Raw genomic sequence first — 15194 nt, forward strand, 5'->3', positions numbered from 1 at the left:
TCGCGGGCACCATTCACCTGCCCCGCCCTGACGGCGGGGCATTTTTCTGCTCAGCATCCAAGCCAAACGTTGCAAAACCCCAGCCCCGGTTGCGGCGCCGCGTGATCGACGGGCCGCGGGCTGGCGAAACAACCGCGGTAGCTGCCAGTTTATCCCGCCAAATCCGTATGACCTCCAAGCGTTACGCTACGCCTCAAAATCGCCAGGCCGTCCGTGCGGCCCGGCGATCGCGCGGCACCTTCGGTGCTATTCGCCCGGGTGCCATACGAAAGGCGGCTCAAGGCCAGAGACGGATCGCTTGTTCAACAGCACCGACGACACCTTGCGCCTCAGTATCCCCGCCCCGGATCGACCACGTTCAGCAGCGGCTCCCCCTTCCGCCAGCGCCCGAAATTTTCCAGAAACAACTCGAACGACTGCATCGCCCAATCCTCGTAGACCGCCGAACAATGCGGCGAGAGGATCACGTTCTCCAAACCCCAGATCGGGCTGTCCGCCGGCAGCGGCTCGGTTTCGAACACGTCGAGTGCCGCCCCTTTCAGCCGCCCGGCACGCATCGCATTGATCAGCGCGGCCCCGTCCAGAACCCCGCCGCGCGACACGTCCACCAGGATCGCATCCGGCTTCATCGCCACCAGCGCCCGCGCATTGACCAACCCCCGCGTCTGGGGCAACAGCGGCACCGACAGCACCACGATATCCGCCCGCCCCCACAGATCGGCCAGCGCGTCAGAGCCATGCACCTCGTCGACATTCTCCACCGGCTGCGGTCGTGCGCGGGTGCCGATCACCCTCAGGCCAAAGGCTTGGGCCCGCGCCGCAACCGCCTGCCCGGTGTGGCCCAACCCCACGATCAGCATGGTTTTGCCCCTGAGCGGCGTCATCAGACGGTTGGGCGGCCAGTGCCGCGCCGCGCGGTCCGCCGCCATCCCGTCGATATCCAGCGTGAAATGCAGAACCGCGCCCAGCACGTATTCCGCCATCATCGCGGCGGCGACCCCGGCGGAATTGGTAACCGTCACCGCGCCCATGTCCCACGGCGTCAGGTGATCCACCCCCGACCCGCCCACGGCGATCCAGCCGGGTCCATCGGGACCAAGCAGCGCCTCACGCGGGAAACCATCCCGCCCGCGAAAGGCGACCGAATAGGCGATGTCGGGTCTGAAATCCGCCAGAACCCGACCCAGCCCGTCATAGCTGTCGTGCCCCCGCGCCTCGATGCCCGGCGCGGCCTCGGCCAGACGCGCCAGCATCGGCGCGGGGTCGCTGGTGTGAATCAGGATGCGGGCGCTCTTGGTCATGGTCCGTCCGTTGCAGGGTGAATGAGCCCCGCAAGCTGCGAGAATTTGCAGGCCGGGTCAAGCAGGGCCTCGCGCATCTGCCAGATCGCCCTGATCCGCCCGTCCGACAGCGCCACCCCCGCCATGCGAAACAGCTTGTCGCGGATCTCCTGCTCCGACAGCGGATCCTCCGGCCCGCCGCGCGCATTGACATCCCCCGAGGCAATTACCCGCCCGTCGCGCAGCGTGATGGTGATATCCGACCAGCGCCCCTCGGGATAGCGCGCGCTGTGACGCGGTTCCTCGCGCACCGCGATGCGGTCGAGCGCGGCCAGAACGCGCGGATCGCGCAGACCCTCGCCCGTCACATGTTCCGGCGCGATCCGGCCATGCACCAGCAGCACCGCCAGGGCAAAACCCAGCGAATACTGCGCCTGCCGCGTGTCCTGCGGCACCCCGGCAAACAGCCGCGCGGAATAGGCGAAGGTGCCCACCCGCATCCTGGTCACCTCCTCGGCGGCAAAGTCATGCGCCGCCATCAGCTGCCGCAACGCCTCAAGCGCGCCATGCGCCCAGCGGCAGATCGGATAGGGCTTGATATAATTGCGCATCACCGTCCAGTCCTGCCCCAGATCGGCCCAGACATGCGCCACCTCGGGCCCCTCCACGGTGATCGCCGGCGCCCCGGTGAATCCGCGCTCGGCCAGAAGTGCGGCACTCATGCCCACATAGGCCCCCATGCCGGACCCGTCGCGCAGCATGGTGGGATTGTCGATCTCGCGCATCATCTGGCTGCGCGGCCCGTGATATTCCGCAATACCCAGCGCCTGACGGAACACGTCCCCGCCGTGCCCGCGCAGACGCGATCCCAGCGCCGCCACGCCCAGCGCGTTCCACGCCCCCGATGTGTGATAATCCGCAACCGTCGCATGCAGCGCCACCGCCGCGCGCGCCGCAACCTCATATCCCATGGCCAGCGCCGCCAGCGCCTGACGCCCGCTCAGATCCGGGCGATGTTCCGCCAGGGCAAAGAGCGCCGGCACCAGCGCACAGCCGATGTGCCCCTTGGTCGGGTTATACCCGTCATGCCCGTCCAGATTGTCGATCTGCGTCGCCAGCGCCCAGGCCGCCCCCGGCAGGCTGCACCGCCGCCCGTCAAACAGCAGCGTCGCGGCGTGCTCAACCCGGTTCGCGCCATGATAGTCACAGGCATAATCCCGCGCGATCACCGCCACATCAAGGCCAGAGGCCCCCGCTGCAACCCCCAGCGTGTCAATAAGCAGGGTGGACATGCGCAGCAGCACATCCTCCGGCACCGCCAATGCGGGATCTAGCGCAAAGCGCGCGATCGCATCAAACTGCAGGGAGTTGGCAGCGTCCGGCATGTTCACACCTCTCAGTATTCGGTCAGCCCATCCTGACCCAGACGCCCGGTCATATGAGCGCCGTTTGCGACATATCCTGTCCTGCATTCCCCACTTGCGAGAGACCCGTCCCGCTGTTACGATCTGGATCTACATCCGTTGGGGTGCCCGCAAGACCGGGCTGAGAGGCATCGCGCCAACCCATCGAACCTGATCCGGCTGATACCGGCGTAGGGAACGGACCTCAGCACGCCCAGCGCGCCCCCCGTCCGTTCCCGATAAGAGGAGAGGAACGGCACATGGTGGCGACAGCCCTGACAATCGCAGGCTCTGACAGCGGTGGCGGCGCAGGCATTCAGGCCGATCTCAAGACGTTTTCCGCTCTGGGCGTCTATGGCACGAGCGTGATCACCGCCGTTACCGCGCAGAATACCTGCGCCGTGACCGATGTGCATCCCATCCCCAACGCCACCATCGCAGCACAGATCGCCGCCGTTCTCGATGATATCAGGGTCGATGCGATCAAGATCGGCATGCTTGGCGATGCCAGCCTGATCGGGACCGTGGCCGAGGCGCTTGCAGGCTATCCCGGCCCCATCGTCCTTGATCCCGTGATGGTCGCCAAATCCGGCGCGCGCCTGCTGCCCGATGCGGCGCGGACGGCCCTGATCACCCGTCTTCTGCCCCGCGCCGATCTGCTCACGCCCAACCTGCCCGAGGCCGCCAGCCTGTTGGGCATGCCCGAGGCCGCCACGGATGCCGACATGCAGGAGCAGGGCGCGCGCCTGCGCGACCTGGGAGCCAAGGCGGTGCTGATGAAGGGCGGGCACGGCACCGGCGATATCTGCACCGACTGGCTGATCGCCGATGAGATCCTGCGCCTCGATGTCCCCCGCATCGCCACGCGCAACACGCACGGCACCGGCTGCACCCTGTCTTCGGCAATCGCGGCGGGGCTTGCACAGGGGTTGCCCCTGACCAGAGCGGTCGAAACGGCCCATCTCTGGCTGCACCGGGCGATCCGCGCCGCCGACACGCTTGGGATCGGGCAGGGGCACGGCCCGGTGCATCATTTTCACGAGGTCTGGAAATGACCGGATCGATCACGATTCGCGGTGCGGGCGTCGTCGGCCTCTGCGTTGCCACCGAACTGGTGGCGCGCGGCCACGCCGTCACCCTGCGCGATCCCGCCGCCGCGCCCGGATCACAGGCCTGTTCGTGGTGGGCGGGCGGCATGCTGGCACCCTGGTGCGAAGGGTTCACCGCCGAGGAGCCCGTCGTGCGGCTGGGACAGCAGGCCGCCGATTGGTGGGCGGCGCAGGGCGTGCCGGTCCATCGCAGCGGCTCGCTCGTCGTGACGCTGCAACGCGACCGCCGTGAACTCGATCAATTCGCCCGCCGCACAACCGGGCATCGTCTATTGACTGGCGCGGAGTTGGCAGAGTTAGAGCCTGTTCTGGCCGACCGCCACGACCGCGCCCTCTATTTCGAGTCCGAGGCGCATATCGACCCGCGCGCCGCCCTTGCGCATCTGCACGGCCGGTTACAACATGCCGGGGTGCGGTTCGAGCAGAACGACGCTGCCCCGGATGGTCCGGTGATCGACTGTCGCGGATTGGCGGCACGCGACAACCTGAGAGAACTGCGCGGCGTCAGGGGTGAGATGCTGGTGCTCCGCGCCCCCGATGTGACCCTGAACCGGCCCGTCCGCCTGCTGCATCCGCGCTTTCCGCTCTACATAGTGCCGCGCGGCGATGGTGTCTTCATGCTGGGCGCCACGCAGATCGAAAGCGCGGAACACGGCCGCGCCACTGTCCGCTCGGTGATGGAACTGTTGTCCGCCGCCTACGCGCTGCATCCCGCATTCGGCGAGGCGGAAGTGATGGAAATTGGCGCCGACGCGCGCCCCGCCTTTCCCGACAACCTGCCGCGCATCACCCGCAAGGGCGACACACTCCATGTCAACGGCCTGTTTCGCCACGGTTTCCTTCTTTCGCCCGCCGTGGCGCGGATGACGGCGGCGCTGGTGTCGCGCGACAACGAAATCCCGGAGTTCTACCATGAAGATCACGATTAACGGCACCCCCCAGAGCACCACCGCTGCCACCCTCTCCGACCTGCTCACCGAACTGGGTTATGGTCAGGCCAAGGTGGCCACAGCGGTCAACGAGGGCTTTGTGCCTGCGACCATGCGGGCAGAACACAAACTGACCGAGGGCGACCGCATCGAAATTGTCGCGCCGCGACAAGGGGGCTGACATGCCGCGTTTCTATGACACAGAGGTCACATCGCGCCTGATGCTGGGCACCGCGCAATACCCCTCGCCCGCGATTCTGGCAGAGGCATTCAAACGCTCCGGCGCGGGCATCGCCACCGTTTCGGTACGCCGCGAGGCGGGGGGCGAACGCGCCGGTCAGGCGTTCTGGGACATGATCCGCGATCTGGGCGTGCATGTCCTGCCCAACACCGCCGGCTGCCATTCGGTGCGTGAGGCAGTAACGACAGCGCAGATGGCGCGCGAGTTGTTCGACACCAACTGGATCAAGCTTGAGGTGATCGGTCACGCCGACACACTGCAACCCGATCCCTTCGGCCTGGTCGAGGCGGCGCGTATCCTGACCGACGAGGGATTCGCGGTCTTTCCCTACTGCACAGAGGATCTGGTGCTCTGCGAACGTCTGGTTCAGGCCGGGTGCCGGGTGCTGATGCCCTGGGGCGCGCCCATCGGCACCGGGCTGGGGCTAAACAACATCTACGGGCTGCGCAGCTTGCGCGCACATTTCCCCGACCTGCCGCTGGTGATCGACGCGGGCCTCGGCCTGCCGAGTCAGGCGGCGCATGCGATGGAACTGGGCTATGACGCGGTGCTGCTCAACACCGCCGTCGCCCGCGCAGGCGACCCGGCGGCGATGGCCGAGGGTTTTGCCCGCGCGCTGGAGGCCGGGCGGCTGGCCCATGAGGCCGACCCGATGGAGCCGCGCGACATGGCCGCCCCTTCCACCCCGGTTCTCGGCAAGGCGTTCCTGTGATGCCCCTTCCCCGTTTCTACCCGATATTCGACAGCGCCGAATGGCTGCGCCGCACTCTGCCGCTTGGGGTCAAGCTGGTGCAGTTGCGGATCAAGGATCTGTCCGGCGACACACTGAAACAAGAGATCACGCAGGCACAAAGCCTGTGCCGCGCCCACGGCGCGACACTGGTGGTCAACGATCACTGGCAGGTGGCGATCGACGCGGGCTGTGACTGGGTGCATCTGGGACAAGAGGATCTCGATACCGCCGACATCGCCGCGATCCGGCGGGCGGGGATCAGGCTGGGACTCAGCACCCATGATCATGCAGAGCTTGACCGGGCGCTGTTGCACGACCCCGATTACGTGGCCCTCGGCCCGGTCTATCCGACCATCCTCAAGAAGATGAAATGGCACGAACAGGGGCTGGACAAGCTGACCGAATGGAAGCACCTGATCGGCGACATCCCCCTCGTCGCCATTGGCGGCATGTCTGTGGAGCGTGCGGCGGGGGCGTTCGCCGCAGGGGCCGATATCGTCTCTGCCGTGACGGATATCACCCTCAACGACGACCCCGAGGCGCGGGTGCGGCAATGGATCGGGGCGACCGCATGAACCGCTACGCCCGCCAGATCGCCCTGCCCCAATTCGGGGCCGCGGCGCAGGAACGTCTGACGGCGGCGCATGTGCTGGTTGTCGGCGCGGGGGGCCTGGCCGCGCCGGTGCTGCAATATCTGGTGGGCGCTGGCGTGGGGCGCATCACGCTGATGGATGGCGACCGGGTGTCGCTCAGCAACCTGCACCGGCAGACGCTGTTTCGCATGGACGACATCGGCAGACCCAAGGCCGAGGCAGCCGCCGCGCATATGGCCGCGCTCAACCCGGAGTGCGTGATTTCCGCCGTATCGACACAACTGAACCCCCTGAACGCGCCGGATCGCGTGGCACAAGCCGATCTGGTGCTCGACTGCGCCGACAGTTTCGCCGCCAGCTATATCCTGTCGGACACCTGCCTTGCCCGGGGCAAACCGCTGATCAGTGCCTCCATCGTCGGCACTTCAGGGTACTGCGGCGGGTTCTGCGGCGGCGCACCCTCGCTACGCGCGGTGTTTCCCGACCTGCCGGACCGACTTGGTTCATGCGATGCCGATGGTGTTCTCGGCCCCTCTGTGGGCGTGATAGGCAGCCTTCAGGCCCAGATGGCAATCGCGATTCTGGCCGGGATAGACCCTGTTCCACTGGGCCAGCTTGTCACCTTCGAGGCGGTCGGCCACCGCTTCGGCGGCTTTCGCTTTGATGGCGCATCAGAGCCGGAGCAGGGTTTCACCTTTATCGCCCCCGCCCAGATTGCCCCGGGCGACTGGCTGATCGACCTGCGCGCCAGCGATGAACCCGGTCCGCCCCTGCCGGGGGCCATGCGCCGCACCGTGCCCGATTTCGACCACCCCGACACCCGCCCCGATGCCGCCCGCGCCGTTCTTGCCTGCCGCTCCGGTCTGCGGTCCTGGCAGGCGGCCACCCGATTGCGCAGCCATTGGGACGGAGAGATTACACTGATCGCCCTTGGCGACACCCAACAGGAGACTGCCCCATGAGATACTTCGCCCTGATCCTTGCCCTTCTGGCCGCCCCGGCCATGGCGCAGGACAAGATGACCCTGATTCTCGACTGGTTCGTCAACCCAGACCACGGCCCGATCATCCTGGCCGAAGAGTTGGGATACTTCACCGAAGCCGGACTCGAGGTCGAGATCATAGCCCCCGCCGACCCGAGCGACCCGCCCAAGATGGTCGCCGCCGGCCAGGCCGATCTGGCGATTTCGTATCAGCCGCAACTGCATATGCAGGTGGAAAACGGCCTGCCGCTGCGCCGTGTCGGCACGCTGGTCGCCACGCCGCTCAACTGCCTTTTGGTGCTGGCGGACGGGCCGGTCAAGTCCACCGCCGACCTCAAGGGGCGCAAGGTGGGCTTTTCCGTCGCGGGGGTCGAAGAGGTGCTCTTGTCCACCATCCTCGCGCAGCACGACCTCAGCCTCGACGATATCGAACTGGTCAGCGTCAACTGGTCGCTCTCGCCCTCGCTCATGTCCGGGCAGGTGGATGCGGTGATCGGTGCCTATCGCAATTTCGAACTGAACCAGATGGAGATCGAGGGCGTGCCGGGCCGCTGCTTCTACATCGAGGAAGAGGGGATTCCCGCCTATGACGAGTTGATCTATGTGGCCAATCCCGACCGGATGAATGCCGACATGCTCCGCCGCTTCCTGCACGCAACCGAACGCGCGACGCAATACATCATGAACCACCCGCAGGAGAGCTGGGAGATATTTGCAGGCACCTCGCCCGAATTGCAGGATGAACTGAACGAAAAGGCCTGGGCCGATACCTTTCCGCGCTTCGCCACGCGTCCTGCCGCCTTGGATCATGCCCGTTACAAACGGTTCGAGCAATTCCTGCTCGACACCGGAATGATAGAAACCCCGACGCCGGTTTCAGGCCTTGCCATGGACCTGAACGCGGAATGACCCATGACTACGGCATGACCTTCCCCCGCCTGCGCGATGCGGCGGGGACGGTCTGGCGGGATTACACCCATCACGCCTTTGTCGAGGGGCTGCGCGACGGCAACCTGCCGCGAGAGGCGTTCCTGGGCTATCTGGTGCAGGATTACGTCTTTCTGATCCATTTCGCCCGCGCCTGGGCACTGGCCGTCACCAAGTCCGAGACGCTGGAGGAAATGCGCGCCTGCGCCGCCACGGTCGATGCGCTGGTCAACGACGAGATCGGCCTGCATGTGAAAACCTGCGCCGCGGCGGGACTGAGCGAACATGACCTCTACAACGCCGAGGAACACCCCGCCAACCTCGCCTACACGCGCTACGTGCTCGATGCCGGGCATTCGGGGGATTTCCTTGATCTTCTGGCCGCGTTGGCGCCCTGTGTCATGGGATATGGCGAAATCGGCGCGCGCCTTGGGCCGGTCGCGGATGATCACCCCTATGCCGACTGGATCAGAACCTATGCCGGGGCGGACTATCAACAGGTCTGCCGCGACGCGGGCGCGCTCTTTGACGGGGCAGTGACCCGGCGTCTGGGAGATGCCCCAATGGGCACGCCCGGCTGGACCAGACTCTGCCAGCGCTTCACCACCGCGACACGGCTCGAGGTGTCGTTCTGGGACATGGGCCTGTCTTTCGGCGGCTGACACCCACCTGTCCGGTCGATGCGTGGTGACCCCGGCAGGATTCGAACCTGCAACCTGCCCCTTAGGAGGGGGCTGCTCTATCCTGTTGAGCCACGGGGCCACGCGCAGCGGTCTTAACCGGGGCGGGCGGCTTTGTCATCGTCAGATTTATCTGAAACGGCATTTCCGGCGGGGGCGTGGTGCGCAGGCCGCTTGATCCGGCCCGGCTGTTCGCGGTAACAGTTGCCATAGACCTTTTCTGGACAACACCCGTGCCCCCACATGACAGACACCCCCTGACCCTGCGCGACGTGTCCGAGGCGGCGGGCGTCTCGGAAATGACCGTAAGCCGGGTCCTGCGTCAAAAGGGGGACGTTTCCGAAGGCACCCGGCACCGGGTGCTGGAGGCCGCCAAGCGGCTGGGCTACGTGCCCAACAAGATCGCGGGCGCGCTGGCAAGCCAGCGGGTCAATCTGGTTGCGGTCATAATTCCGTCGATGTCGAACATGGTCTTTCCCGAGGTGATGACCGGGATCAGCGAAGTGCTGGAGCAAACCAGCCTTCAGCCGGTGGTGGGACTCACCGGCTATCGTCCCGAAAAAGAGGAAAAGGTGCTATACGAGATGCTCTCGTGGCGGCCGTCGGGGGTGATCATCGCCGGGCTTGAACATTCGGATGCCAGCCGTGCGATGCTCCGCGCGAGCGGCATTCCGGTGGTCGAGATCATGGACGTGGACGGCACGCCGATCGATTCCGTCGTCGGCATCTCGCATCGCCGCGCCGGTCAGCAGATGGCGCAGGCGATCATCCGGGGGGGGTATCGCAGGATCGGCTTCATGGGCACCAAGATGCCGCTCGACCACCGGGCGCGCAAACGCTTCGAAGGGTTCACCGAGGCGCTGGCCAAGGCCGGGATCGAGATGGCCGACCACGAATTCTATTCCGGCGGATCGGCCCTGCTCAAGGGGCGCGAGATGACCGCCGAGATGCTCCGGCGCACACCTGATCTTGATTTTCTGTATTACTCCAATGACATGATCGGTGCTGGCGGCCTGCTCTATCTGCTGGAACAGGGCGCGGATATCCCCGATCAGATAGGGCTCGCGGGCTTTAACGGTGTCGATCTGCTCAAGGGGCTGCCGCGCGATCTGGCTACGATGGATGCCTGTCGGCTGGAGATCGGGCGCAAGGCGGCAGAGATCATCGCGGCGCGCGCCGAGCACCCCGAAAATACCGATCCGGTGCGCATCACGCTGGAACCGACACTCAGCCTGGGCGACACGCTGCGCCGGGGATGATTCACGGGGCTTGTGCGGTCTCGTGAAATTTCGGCTTTGCATTTCACGCACGAATCGACAAAGGCTGTGCCGAAACGCGCTGGATCGTGCGAGCAACAGGGATGGCAAAATATGAAAATCGGATTCATCGGCCTGGGCAATGTCGGCGGCAAACTGTCCGGTAGCCTCTTGCGCAACGGGCATGACCTGACGGTGCATGATCTGAACCCGGATCTGGTGCGCGGCTTCGTGGCGCGCGGTGCCACTGCGGGCGAAAGCCCCGCACAGATGATGCGCGATTGCGAGGTGGTGATCACCTGCCTGCCCTCGCCCGCCGCGTCGGATGCGGTCCTGCAACAGATGCTTCCCGAGGTAGGGCCGGGCAAGATCTGGATGGAGATGTCCACCACCGACGAGGCGGAAATCAGGCGATTGGGACCGATGGTGATCGCGCGCGGCGGCGCGGCGGTGGATTGCCCGGTCTCGGGCGGCTGTCATCGGGCCGATACCGGCAACATCTCGATCTTCGCGGGCTGCGACCGGGCAACCTTCGAGCGGATCCTGCCGCTGCTGCAAACCATGGGCCGCCGCATCCTGCATACCGGCGAACTGGGCAGTGCGTCGGTGCTCAAGGTGATGACCAACTATCTGGCCACCGCCAACCTGCTCACGCTCTGCGAGGCGATGGTGACGATGAAGGCCGCCGGGATGGATCTGGGCACCACATTCGAGGCAATCCGCATCAGTTCGGGCAATTCCTTCGTGCATGAGACCGAAAGCCAGGTGATCCTCAACGGCTCGCGCGATATCAGTTTCACCATGGATCTGGTGAAAAAGGATATCGGGCTGTTTCAGGCGATCGCGGACCGGACCGGAGTGCCACTGGAAATCTCGCCGCTGATGATCGACATCTTCAACGATGGCATCCGCCGCTATGGCGAACGGGCACAATCCGATGACATCATCCGCAGGCTGGAAGAGGCGACCGGGCTCGATATCCGCGCGCCGGGGTTTCCGGCGGAAATGGTTGACGACGAGGCGGAAGAACCCGGATACGAGGTCGTCCCGCCCTCGCGGGTGGCCTTGGCGGGCTGACACCGGCCAGGCGACGACGTTAACCACGTTCCCACTCCTTTGTTGCCAAGACGCATCCCGGCTGGCTTGATGCTTTGTGGTTAGTGCGGGTTGGTGCAATGCTGATGTTGGCGGGTGTTCTGGGCGTGTTGGCCATGGGTGCTGCCGCCTTTGTGGGATTGGAAACCGGATCGTCGAACGACGATGACGCATCCTCCGACAATGACGCCGGGGATCAACCTGCTGGCGTTGGCGGCCCCGTGCCGGACCTGTTGCAGGACGCGATTGACGCCACCGAACCCCCTGACGCGCCGGAAGACCAGGGCCGGATCATCGCCGGAACACCCGACCCGGATCTCATCGAGGGGACACCCGGAAACGACCAGATCAACGGCTACGCGGGCGATGACACGATCCGCAGTGGCGCGGGCGACGATCAGATATTTGGCGGTCCGGGGCAGGATGATCTGGCCGGCGATTCCGGCGACGACACGCTGCAGGGCGGCGACGGGAACGATGTGTTGCGCGGCGGCGAGGGGGCGGACCATCTCTTCGGTCACAACGGTCACGACACGCTCCATGGTGGCACGGACGATGACAGCCTCGTGGGCAGCGCCGGGAACGATCTGCTGTTCGGCGATGACGGAAACGATGCGCTGCATGGCGACATCGGCAATGACACGCTGCATGGCGGACTGGGGCAGGATACGCTCTTTGGCGGCTGGGGCGACGACGTGATCATCGGAATTGTAGATGACCCCGATACCCCGAAACTGGACGATATCGACGGGCGAGATTATTTGAATGGCGGTGGCGGCAATGACCTGATCATCGCCGGACGCGGCGACATCGTCACCACCGGATCAGGCGCCGACACGATCGTCTTTGGTGACTGGCTGTCCGGGGATGATCCGGCCGAGGTTCTCGATTTCTCGAACGATGAGGATCGGCTTGCGGTGCTCTATGACGATTCCGACGGGCAAGAGCCGGTCGTGACATTCGAACCGGACGAGGAGCGTCAGGATCATCAGCACCTTGTCGTGAACGGTGTGCGGATCGCGGTGCTGGTGAATGCCGGGAATATATCCCCCGATGATGTGACGCTGCTGCCGCAGAGCGGTTTCGGCCCCCTGCCCGGCCTCTGACCCGGCGGCGCGATTCGCGCTTTCAATTCCGGGCAATTTCTCCTATACGCGCGTATCGCTCGGGCCTTTGCCCCGGCGATCTCTCTTGGACCGTGCTGGACGACATCCCGGCATGCGCCCGCAACTCTGACTGAAAAGGAGACCCCGATGTCGATCACTGTCGAAGAAAAGACCCGCGTCATCAAGGAATTCGCGACCAAGGAAGGCGACACCGGCTCGCCCGAAGTGCAGGTTGCCATTCTCACCTCGCGGATCACCACGCTGACCGAACATTTCAAGACCCACAAGAAAGACAACCACGGTCGTCGCGGGCTGTTGAAGATGGTCGCGCTGCGCCGCAAGCTTCTGGACTACCTCAAGGGCAAGGACGAGAGCCGCTATCAGGATCTCATCAAGCGCCTCGGTATCCGCCGCTAAGACAGAATGCCGCGCCCTTCACCGGGCGCGGTTTTCACATGATCCGATTGCTTTCCGACCCGGCTTTGCCGGAGAGCAGGATGAAACGACAAAAGCCGCGGGGCAATGCGGCCCCGGATGCAAATGGGCCCGACGGGATACGCCCGGACCGGCCAACCTAGGAAACGTGATGTTTAAAGAGACGAAAAAATCAATGCAGTGGGGCGAGGAAACCCTCACTCTGGAAACCGGAAAGATCGCCCGTCAGGCTGACGGCTCGGTGATTGCCACGCTTGGCGAGACCTCGGTCATGGCCAACGTGACCTTTGCCAAGGAACCGAAACCGGGAATGGATTTCTTTCCGCTGACGGTCCATTACCAGGAAAAATATTATGCAGCCGGCAAGGTGCCCGGCGGTTTCTTCAAACGCGAGGCGCGACCCTCGGAAAAGGAAACGCTGACCGCGCGCCTGATCGACCGCCCGATCCGGCCGCTCTTCGTGCCGGGTTTCAAGAACGAGACGCTGGTCATGTGCACCGTGCTCAGTCACGATCTGGTCAACGATCCCGATATCGTGGCAATGATCGCGACCAGCGCCGCGCTGACCATTTCGGGCGCGCCCTTCCGGGGTCCGATTGCGGGCTGCCGCGTGGGTTATGTGGATGGGCAATACATCCTCAACCCCGAAATCGACGATATGCACGACCTGCGCAACAATCCCGAACAGCGCCTCGATCTGGTCGTGGCAGGCACCAAGGACGCGGTCATGATGGTCGAATCCGAGGCTTATGAGCTGTCGGAAGAGGAAATGCTGGGCGCAGTCACCTTCGCGCATGAGCAGATCAAACCGGTCTGCGACCTGATCATTGATCTGGCCGAGGCCTGCGCCAAAGAGCCGTTCGATTTCACCCCGCCGGATTATTCGGACCTCTTCGCCGCCGTCAAGGCCGCCGGTGAGGAACAGATGCGCGCCGCCTTCGCCATCCGCGACAAGCAGGAGCGCACCCAGGCAATTTCCGCCGCGAAAGAGGCGATCAAGGCGCAACTGACCGAGGAACAACTGGCCGATGAAAACCTCGGCTCGGCGCTGAAGAAGCTGGAATCCGTCGTGCTGCGCGGCGATGTGGTCAAGAACGGCAACCGGATCGATGGTCGCCGTCTGGATGAAATCCGCCCCATCGTCTGCGAAACCGGCCTCTTGCCGCGCACCCACGGTTCGGCGCTCTTTACGCGCGGCGAAACGCAGGGTCTGGTGGTAACCACGCTGGGCACCGGCGACGATGAGCAATTCGTCGATGCGCTGCACGGGAATTTCAAGTCGAACTTCCTGCTGCACTACAACTTCCCTCCCTATTCGGTGGGCGAGGCGGGGCGTGTCGGCCCTCCGGGTCGTCGTGAAATCGGCCACGGCAAACTGGCATGGCGCGCGCTTCAGGCGGTGCTGCCACCGGCGACCGATTTCCCCTACACGATCCGTCTGGTGTCCGAGATCACGGAATCGAACGGCTCTTCGTCCATGGCTTCGGTCTGTGGCGGGTCGCTGTCGATGATGGATGCGGGCGTGCCGCTCAAGACCTCTGTCGCCGGCGTGGCGATGGGTCTGGTGCTGGAAGAGGACGGATCCTTTGCGATCCTGTCGGACATCCTGGGCGACGAGGATCACCTGGGCGACATGGATTTCAAGGTGGCGGGCACATCCGCGGGGATCACCTCGCTGCAAATGGACATCAAGGTTGCAGGCATCACGCCCGAGATCATGAAGCAGGCGCTGGAACAGGCCAAGGCCGGCCGGATGCACATTCTGGGCGAAATGGACAAGGCACTTTCAGGCGCGGCCGAGTTCAGCATCCACGCACCCCGGATCGAGACCATGCAGATCCCCACCGACAAGATCCGCGAAGTGATCGGTTCTGGCGGCAAGGTGATCCGCGAGATCGTCGAAGTGTCGGGAGCCAAGGTCGATATCAACGACGAGGGTATCATCAAGATCGCCTCGCCCAACGGCGAGTCCATCAAAAAGGCCTATGACATGATCTGGTCGATCGTGGCAGAGCCGGAAGAGGGCAAGATATATGACGGCAAGGTCGTCAAGCTCGTCGATTTCGGCGCCTTCGTGAACTTCTTTGGCAAGCGCGACGGTCTGGTCCATGTCAGCCAGATCGAGAACCGCCGCCTGAACCATCCCAGCGACGTGCTCAAGGAAGGTCAGGACGTGAAAGTTAAACTTCTGGGCTTTGACGATCGCGGCAAGGTGCGTCTGTCGATGAAGATGGTCGATCAGAAAACCGGCGAGGAAATCGCGCCGGAAAACAAGGAAAAAGACGACGCCTGACTTCAACCACAAGCTGCGCAAAGGCTCCGGCATACCACCGGAGCCTTTTTTCACGGTCAAAGGTGACGTTACGTCACCATGATTTCGGGGCAAAAGGTAAGGTTTCCCTTACGGGACAGTCACCAGATTTTT

Annotated in this window: 15 protein-coding genes, 1 tRNA gene and 1 riboswitch; of the genes, 13 read left to right on the top strand and 3 right to left on the bottom strand. The window is 64.4% G+C overall.

The window, feature by feature from the left end; all coding sequences use genetic code 11:
- Nucleotides 1–329: 329 nt before the first annotated feature.
- Nucleotides 330–1301, bottom strand: a complete 972-nt coding sequence (locus BSG08_RS08850) for a D-2-hydroxyacid dehydrogenase (RefSeq protein ID WP_093035327.1) — start codon at nt 1299–1301, stop codon at nt 330–332.
- Nucleotides 1298–2665 (bottom strand): MmgE/PrpD family protein, encoded by a 1368-nt coding sequence (locus BSG08_RS08855; RefSeq protein ID WP_093035330.1) that lies wholly within the window; start codon nt 2663–2665, stop codon nt 1298–1300. The genes BSG08_RS08850 and BSG08_RS08855 overlap by 4 nt, the downstream gene beginning before the upstream one ends.
- Before the next feature lie 129 nt (nt 2666–2794).
- A riboswitch (TPP riboswitch) is annotated at nt 2795–2898 on the top strand.
- A gap of 45 nt (nt 2899–2943) precedes the next feature.
- Here BSG08_RS08855 and thiD point away from each other — a divergent pair.
- Genes thiD through tenA form a run of 8 tightly spaced genes read left to right on the top strand, consistent with a single transcriptional unit; the run spans nt 2944 to nt 8859 of the window.
- Nucleotides 2944–3738, top strand: coding sequence for a bifunctional hydroxymethylpyrimidine kinase/phosphomethylpyrimidine kinase (gene thiD, locus BSG08_RS08860; RefSeq protein WP_093035333.1), 795 nt, complete (start codon nt 2944–2946; stop codon nt 3736–3738).
- Nucleotides 3735–4721, top strand: a complete 987-nt coding sequence (locus BSG08_RS08865; RefSeq protein ID WP_093035336.1) for an FAD-dependent oxidoreductase — start codon at nt 3735–3737, stop codon at nt 4719–4721. The genes thiD and BSG08_RS08865 overlap by 4 nt, the downstream gene beginning before the upstream one ends.
- Nucleotides 4705–4902, top strand: a complete 198-nt coding sequence (gene thiS, locus BSG08_RS08870; protein ID WP_093035339.1) for a sulfur carrier protein ThiS — start codon at nt 4705–4707, stop codon at nt 4900–4902. The genes BSG08_RS08865 and thiS overlap by 17 nt, the downstream gene beginning before the upstream one ends.
- Before the next feature lies 1 nt (nt 4903).
- Entirely contained in the window at nt 4904–5674 is a 771-nt protein-coding gene (locus BSG08_RS08875) for a thiazole synthase (protein WP_093035342.1), read from the top strand.
- Complete coding sequence (locus tag BSG08_RS08880) at nt 5674–6270, top strand: thiamine phosphate synthase (protein ID WP_093035345.1); 597 nt, start codon at nt 5674–5676, stop codon at nt 6268–6270. Before BSG08_RS08875 ends, BSG08_RS08880 begins: the two co-directional genes overlap by 1 nt.
- Nucleotides 6267–7250 (top strand): HesA/MoeB/ThiF family protein, encoded by a 984-nt coding sequence (locus BSG08_RS08885; RefSeq protein WP_093035969.1) that lies wholly within the window; start codon nt 6267–6269, stop codon nt 7248–7250. Before BSG08_RS08880 ends, BSG08_RS08885 begins: the two co-directional genes overlap by 4 nt.
- Nucleotides 7247–8179 carry an ABC transporter substrate-binding protein gene (locus tag BSG08_RS08890; protein WP_093035352.1) on the top strand — a complete coding sequence of 311 codons (933 nt, stop codon included), beginning with the start codon at nt 7247–7249 and terminating at the stop codon, nt 8177–8179. The genes BSG08_RS08885 and BSG08_RS08890 overlap by 4 nt, the downstream gene beginning before the upstream one ends.
- Nucleotides 8176–8859, top strand: a complete 684-nt coding sequence (gene tenA / locus BSG08_RS08895; RefSeq protein WP_093035355.1) for a thiaminase II — start codon at nt 8176–8178, stop codon at nt 8857–8859. The genes BSG08_RS08890 and tenA overlap by 4 nt, the downstream gene beginning before the upstream one ends.
- Before the next feature lie 23 nt (nt 8860–8882).
- Here tenA and BSG08_RS08900 read toward each other — a convergent pair.
- A tRNA-Arg gene (locus tag BSG08_RS08900) sits at nt 8883–8959 on the bottom strand.
- Between the two features lie 151 nt (nt 8960–9110).
- On the opposite strand from BSG08_RS08900, the gene BSG08_RS08905 reads away from it, so the two are divergent.
- The 5 genes from BSG08_RS08905 to pnp all read left to right on the top strand — a co-directional run bounded on the left by BSG08_RS08905 (nt 9111) and on the right by pnp (nt 15062).
- Nucleotides 9111–10136 carry a LacI family DNA-binding transcriptional regulator gene (locus tag BSG08_RS08905; protein WP_093035972.1) on the top strand — a complete coding sequence of 342 codons (1026 nt, stop codon included), beginning with the start codon at nt 9111–9113 and terminating at the stop codon, nt 10134–10136.
- A 111-nt stretch (nt 10137–10247) separates the two neighbouring features.
- Nucleotides 10248–11210, top strand: coding sequence for an NAD(P)-dependent oxidoreductase (locus BSG08_RS08910; protein ID WP_093035358.1), 963 nt, complete (start codon nt 10248–10250; stop codon nt 11208–11210).
- Between the two features lie 98 nt (nt 11211–11308).
- Nucleotides 11309–12334, top strand: a complete 1026-nt coding sequence (locus tag BSG08_RS08915; protein ID WP_093035361.1) for a calcium-binding protein — start codon at nt 11309–11311, stop codon at nt 12332–12334.
- A gap of 147 nt (nt 12335–12481) precedes the next feature.
- Entirely contained in the window at nt 12482–12751 is a 270-nt protein-coding gene (rpsO, locus tag BSG08_RS08920) for a 30S ribosomal protein S15 (protein ID WP_093035363.1), read from the top strand.
- A 169-nt stretch (nt 12752–12920) separates the two neighbouring features.
- On the top strand, nt 12921–15062 hold the full coding sequence (gene pnp, locus BSG08_RS08925; protein ID WP_093035366.1) for a polyribonucleotide nucleotidyltransferase: 2142 nt from the start codon (nt 12921–12923) through the stop codon (nt 15060–15062).
- The last annotated feature ends 132 nt before the right edge of the window (nt 15063–15194 follow it).

The sequence above is a fragment of the Roseovarius azorensis genome (assembly GCF_900109455.1).
In the GTDB taxonomy this organism is placed as follows: Bacteria; Pseudomonadota; Alphaproteobacteria; order Rhodobacterales; family Rhodobacteraceae; genus Roseovarius; species Roseovarius azorensis.

What these genes read in the sequence shown, in the direction of transcription:
- BSG08_RS08910 (WP_093035358.1), top strand. Translation starts at nt 10,248, where the DNA reads ATGAAAATCGGATTCATCGGCCTGGGCAATGTCGGCGGCAAACTGTCC.
- BSG08_RS08875 (WP_093035342.1), top strand. Translation starts at nt 4,904, where the DNA reads ATGCCGCGTTTCTATGACACAGAGGTCACATCGCGCCTGATGCTGGGC.
- pnp (WP_093035366.1), top strand. Translation starts at nt 12,921, where the DNA reads ATGTTTAAAGAGACGAAAAAATCAATGCAGTGGGGCGAGGAAACCCTC.
- rpsO (WP_093035363.1), top strand. Translation starts at nt 12,482, where the DNA reads ATGTCGATCACTGTCGAAGAAAAGACCCGCGTCATCAAGGAATTCGCG.
- thiS (WP_093035339.1), top strand. Translation starts at nt 4,705, where the DNA reads ATGAAGATCACGATTAACGGCACCCCCCAGAGCACCACCGCTGCCACC.
- tenA (WP_093035355.1), top strand. Translation starts at nt 8,176, where the DNA reads ATGACCCATGACTACGGCATGACCTTCCCCCGCCTGCGCGATGCGGCG.
- BSG08_RS08855 (WP_093035330.1), bottom strand. Translation starts at nt 2,665, where the DNA reads ATGCCGGACGCTGCCAACTCCCTGCAGTTTGATGCGATCGCGCGCTTT.
- BSG08_RS08850 (WP_093035327.1), bottom strand. Translation starts at nt 1,301, where the DNA reads ATGACCAAGAGCGCCCGCATCCTGATTCACACCAGCGACCCCGCGCCG.
- BSG08_RS08880 (WP_093035345.1), top strand. Translation starts at nt 5,674, where the DNA reads ATGCCCCTTCCCCGTTTCTACCCGATATTCGACAGCGCCGAATGGCTG.
- BSG08_RS08890 (WP_093035352.1), top strand. Translation starts at nt 7,247, where the DNA reads ATGAGATACTTCGCCCTGATCCTTGCCCTTCTGGCCGCCCCGGCCATG.
- thiD (WP_093035333.1), top strand. Translation starts at nt 2,944, where the DNA reads ATGGTGGCGACAGCCCTGACAATCGCAGGCTCTGACAGCGGTGGCGGC.
- BSG08_RS08915 (WP_093035361.1), top strand. Translation starts at nt 11,309, where the DNA reads ATGCTGATGTTGGCGGGTGTTCTGGGCGTGTTGGCCATGGGTGCTGCC.
- BSG08_RS08885 (WP_093035969.1), top strand. Translation starts at nt 6,267, where the DNA reads ATGAACCGCTACGCCCGCCAGATCGCCCTGCCCCAATTCGGGGCCGCG.
- BSG08_RS08865 (WP_093035336.1), top strand. Translation starts at nt 3,735, where the DNA reads ATGACCGGATCGATCACGATTCGCGGTGCGGGCGTCGTCGGCCTCTGC.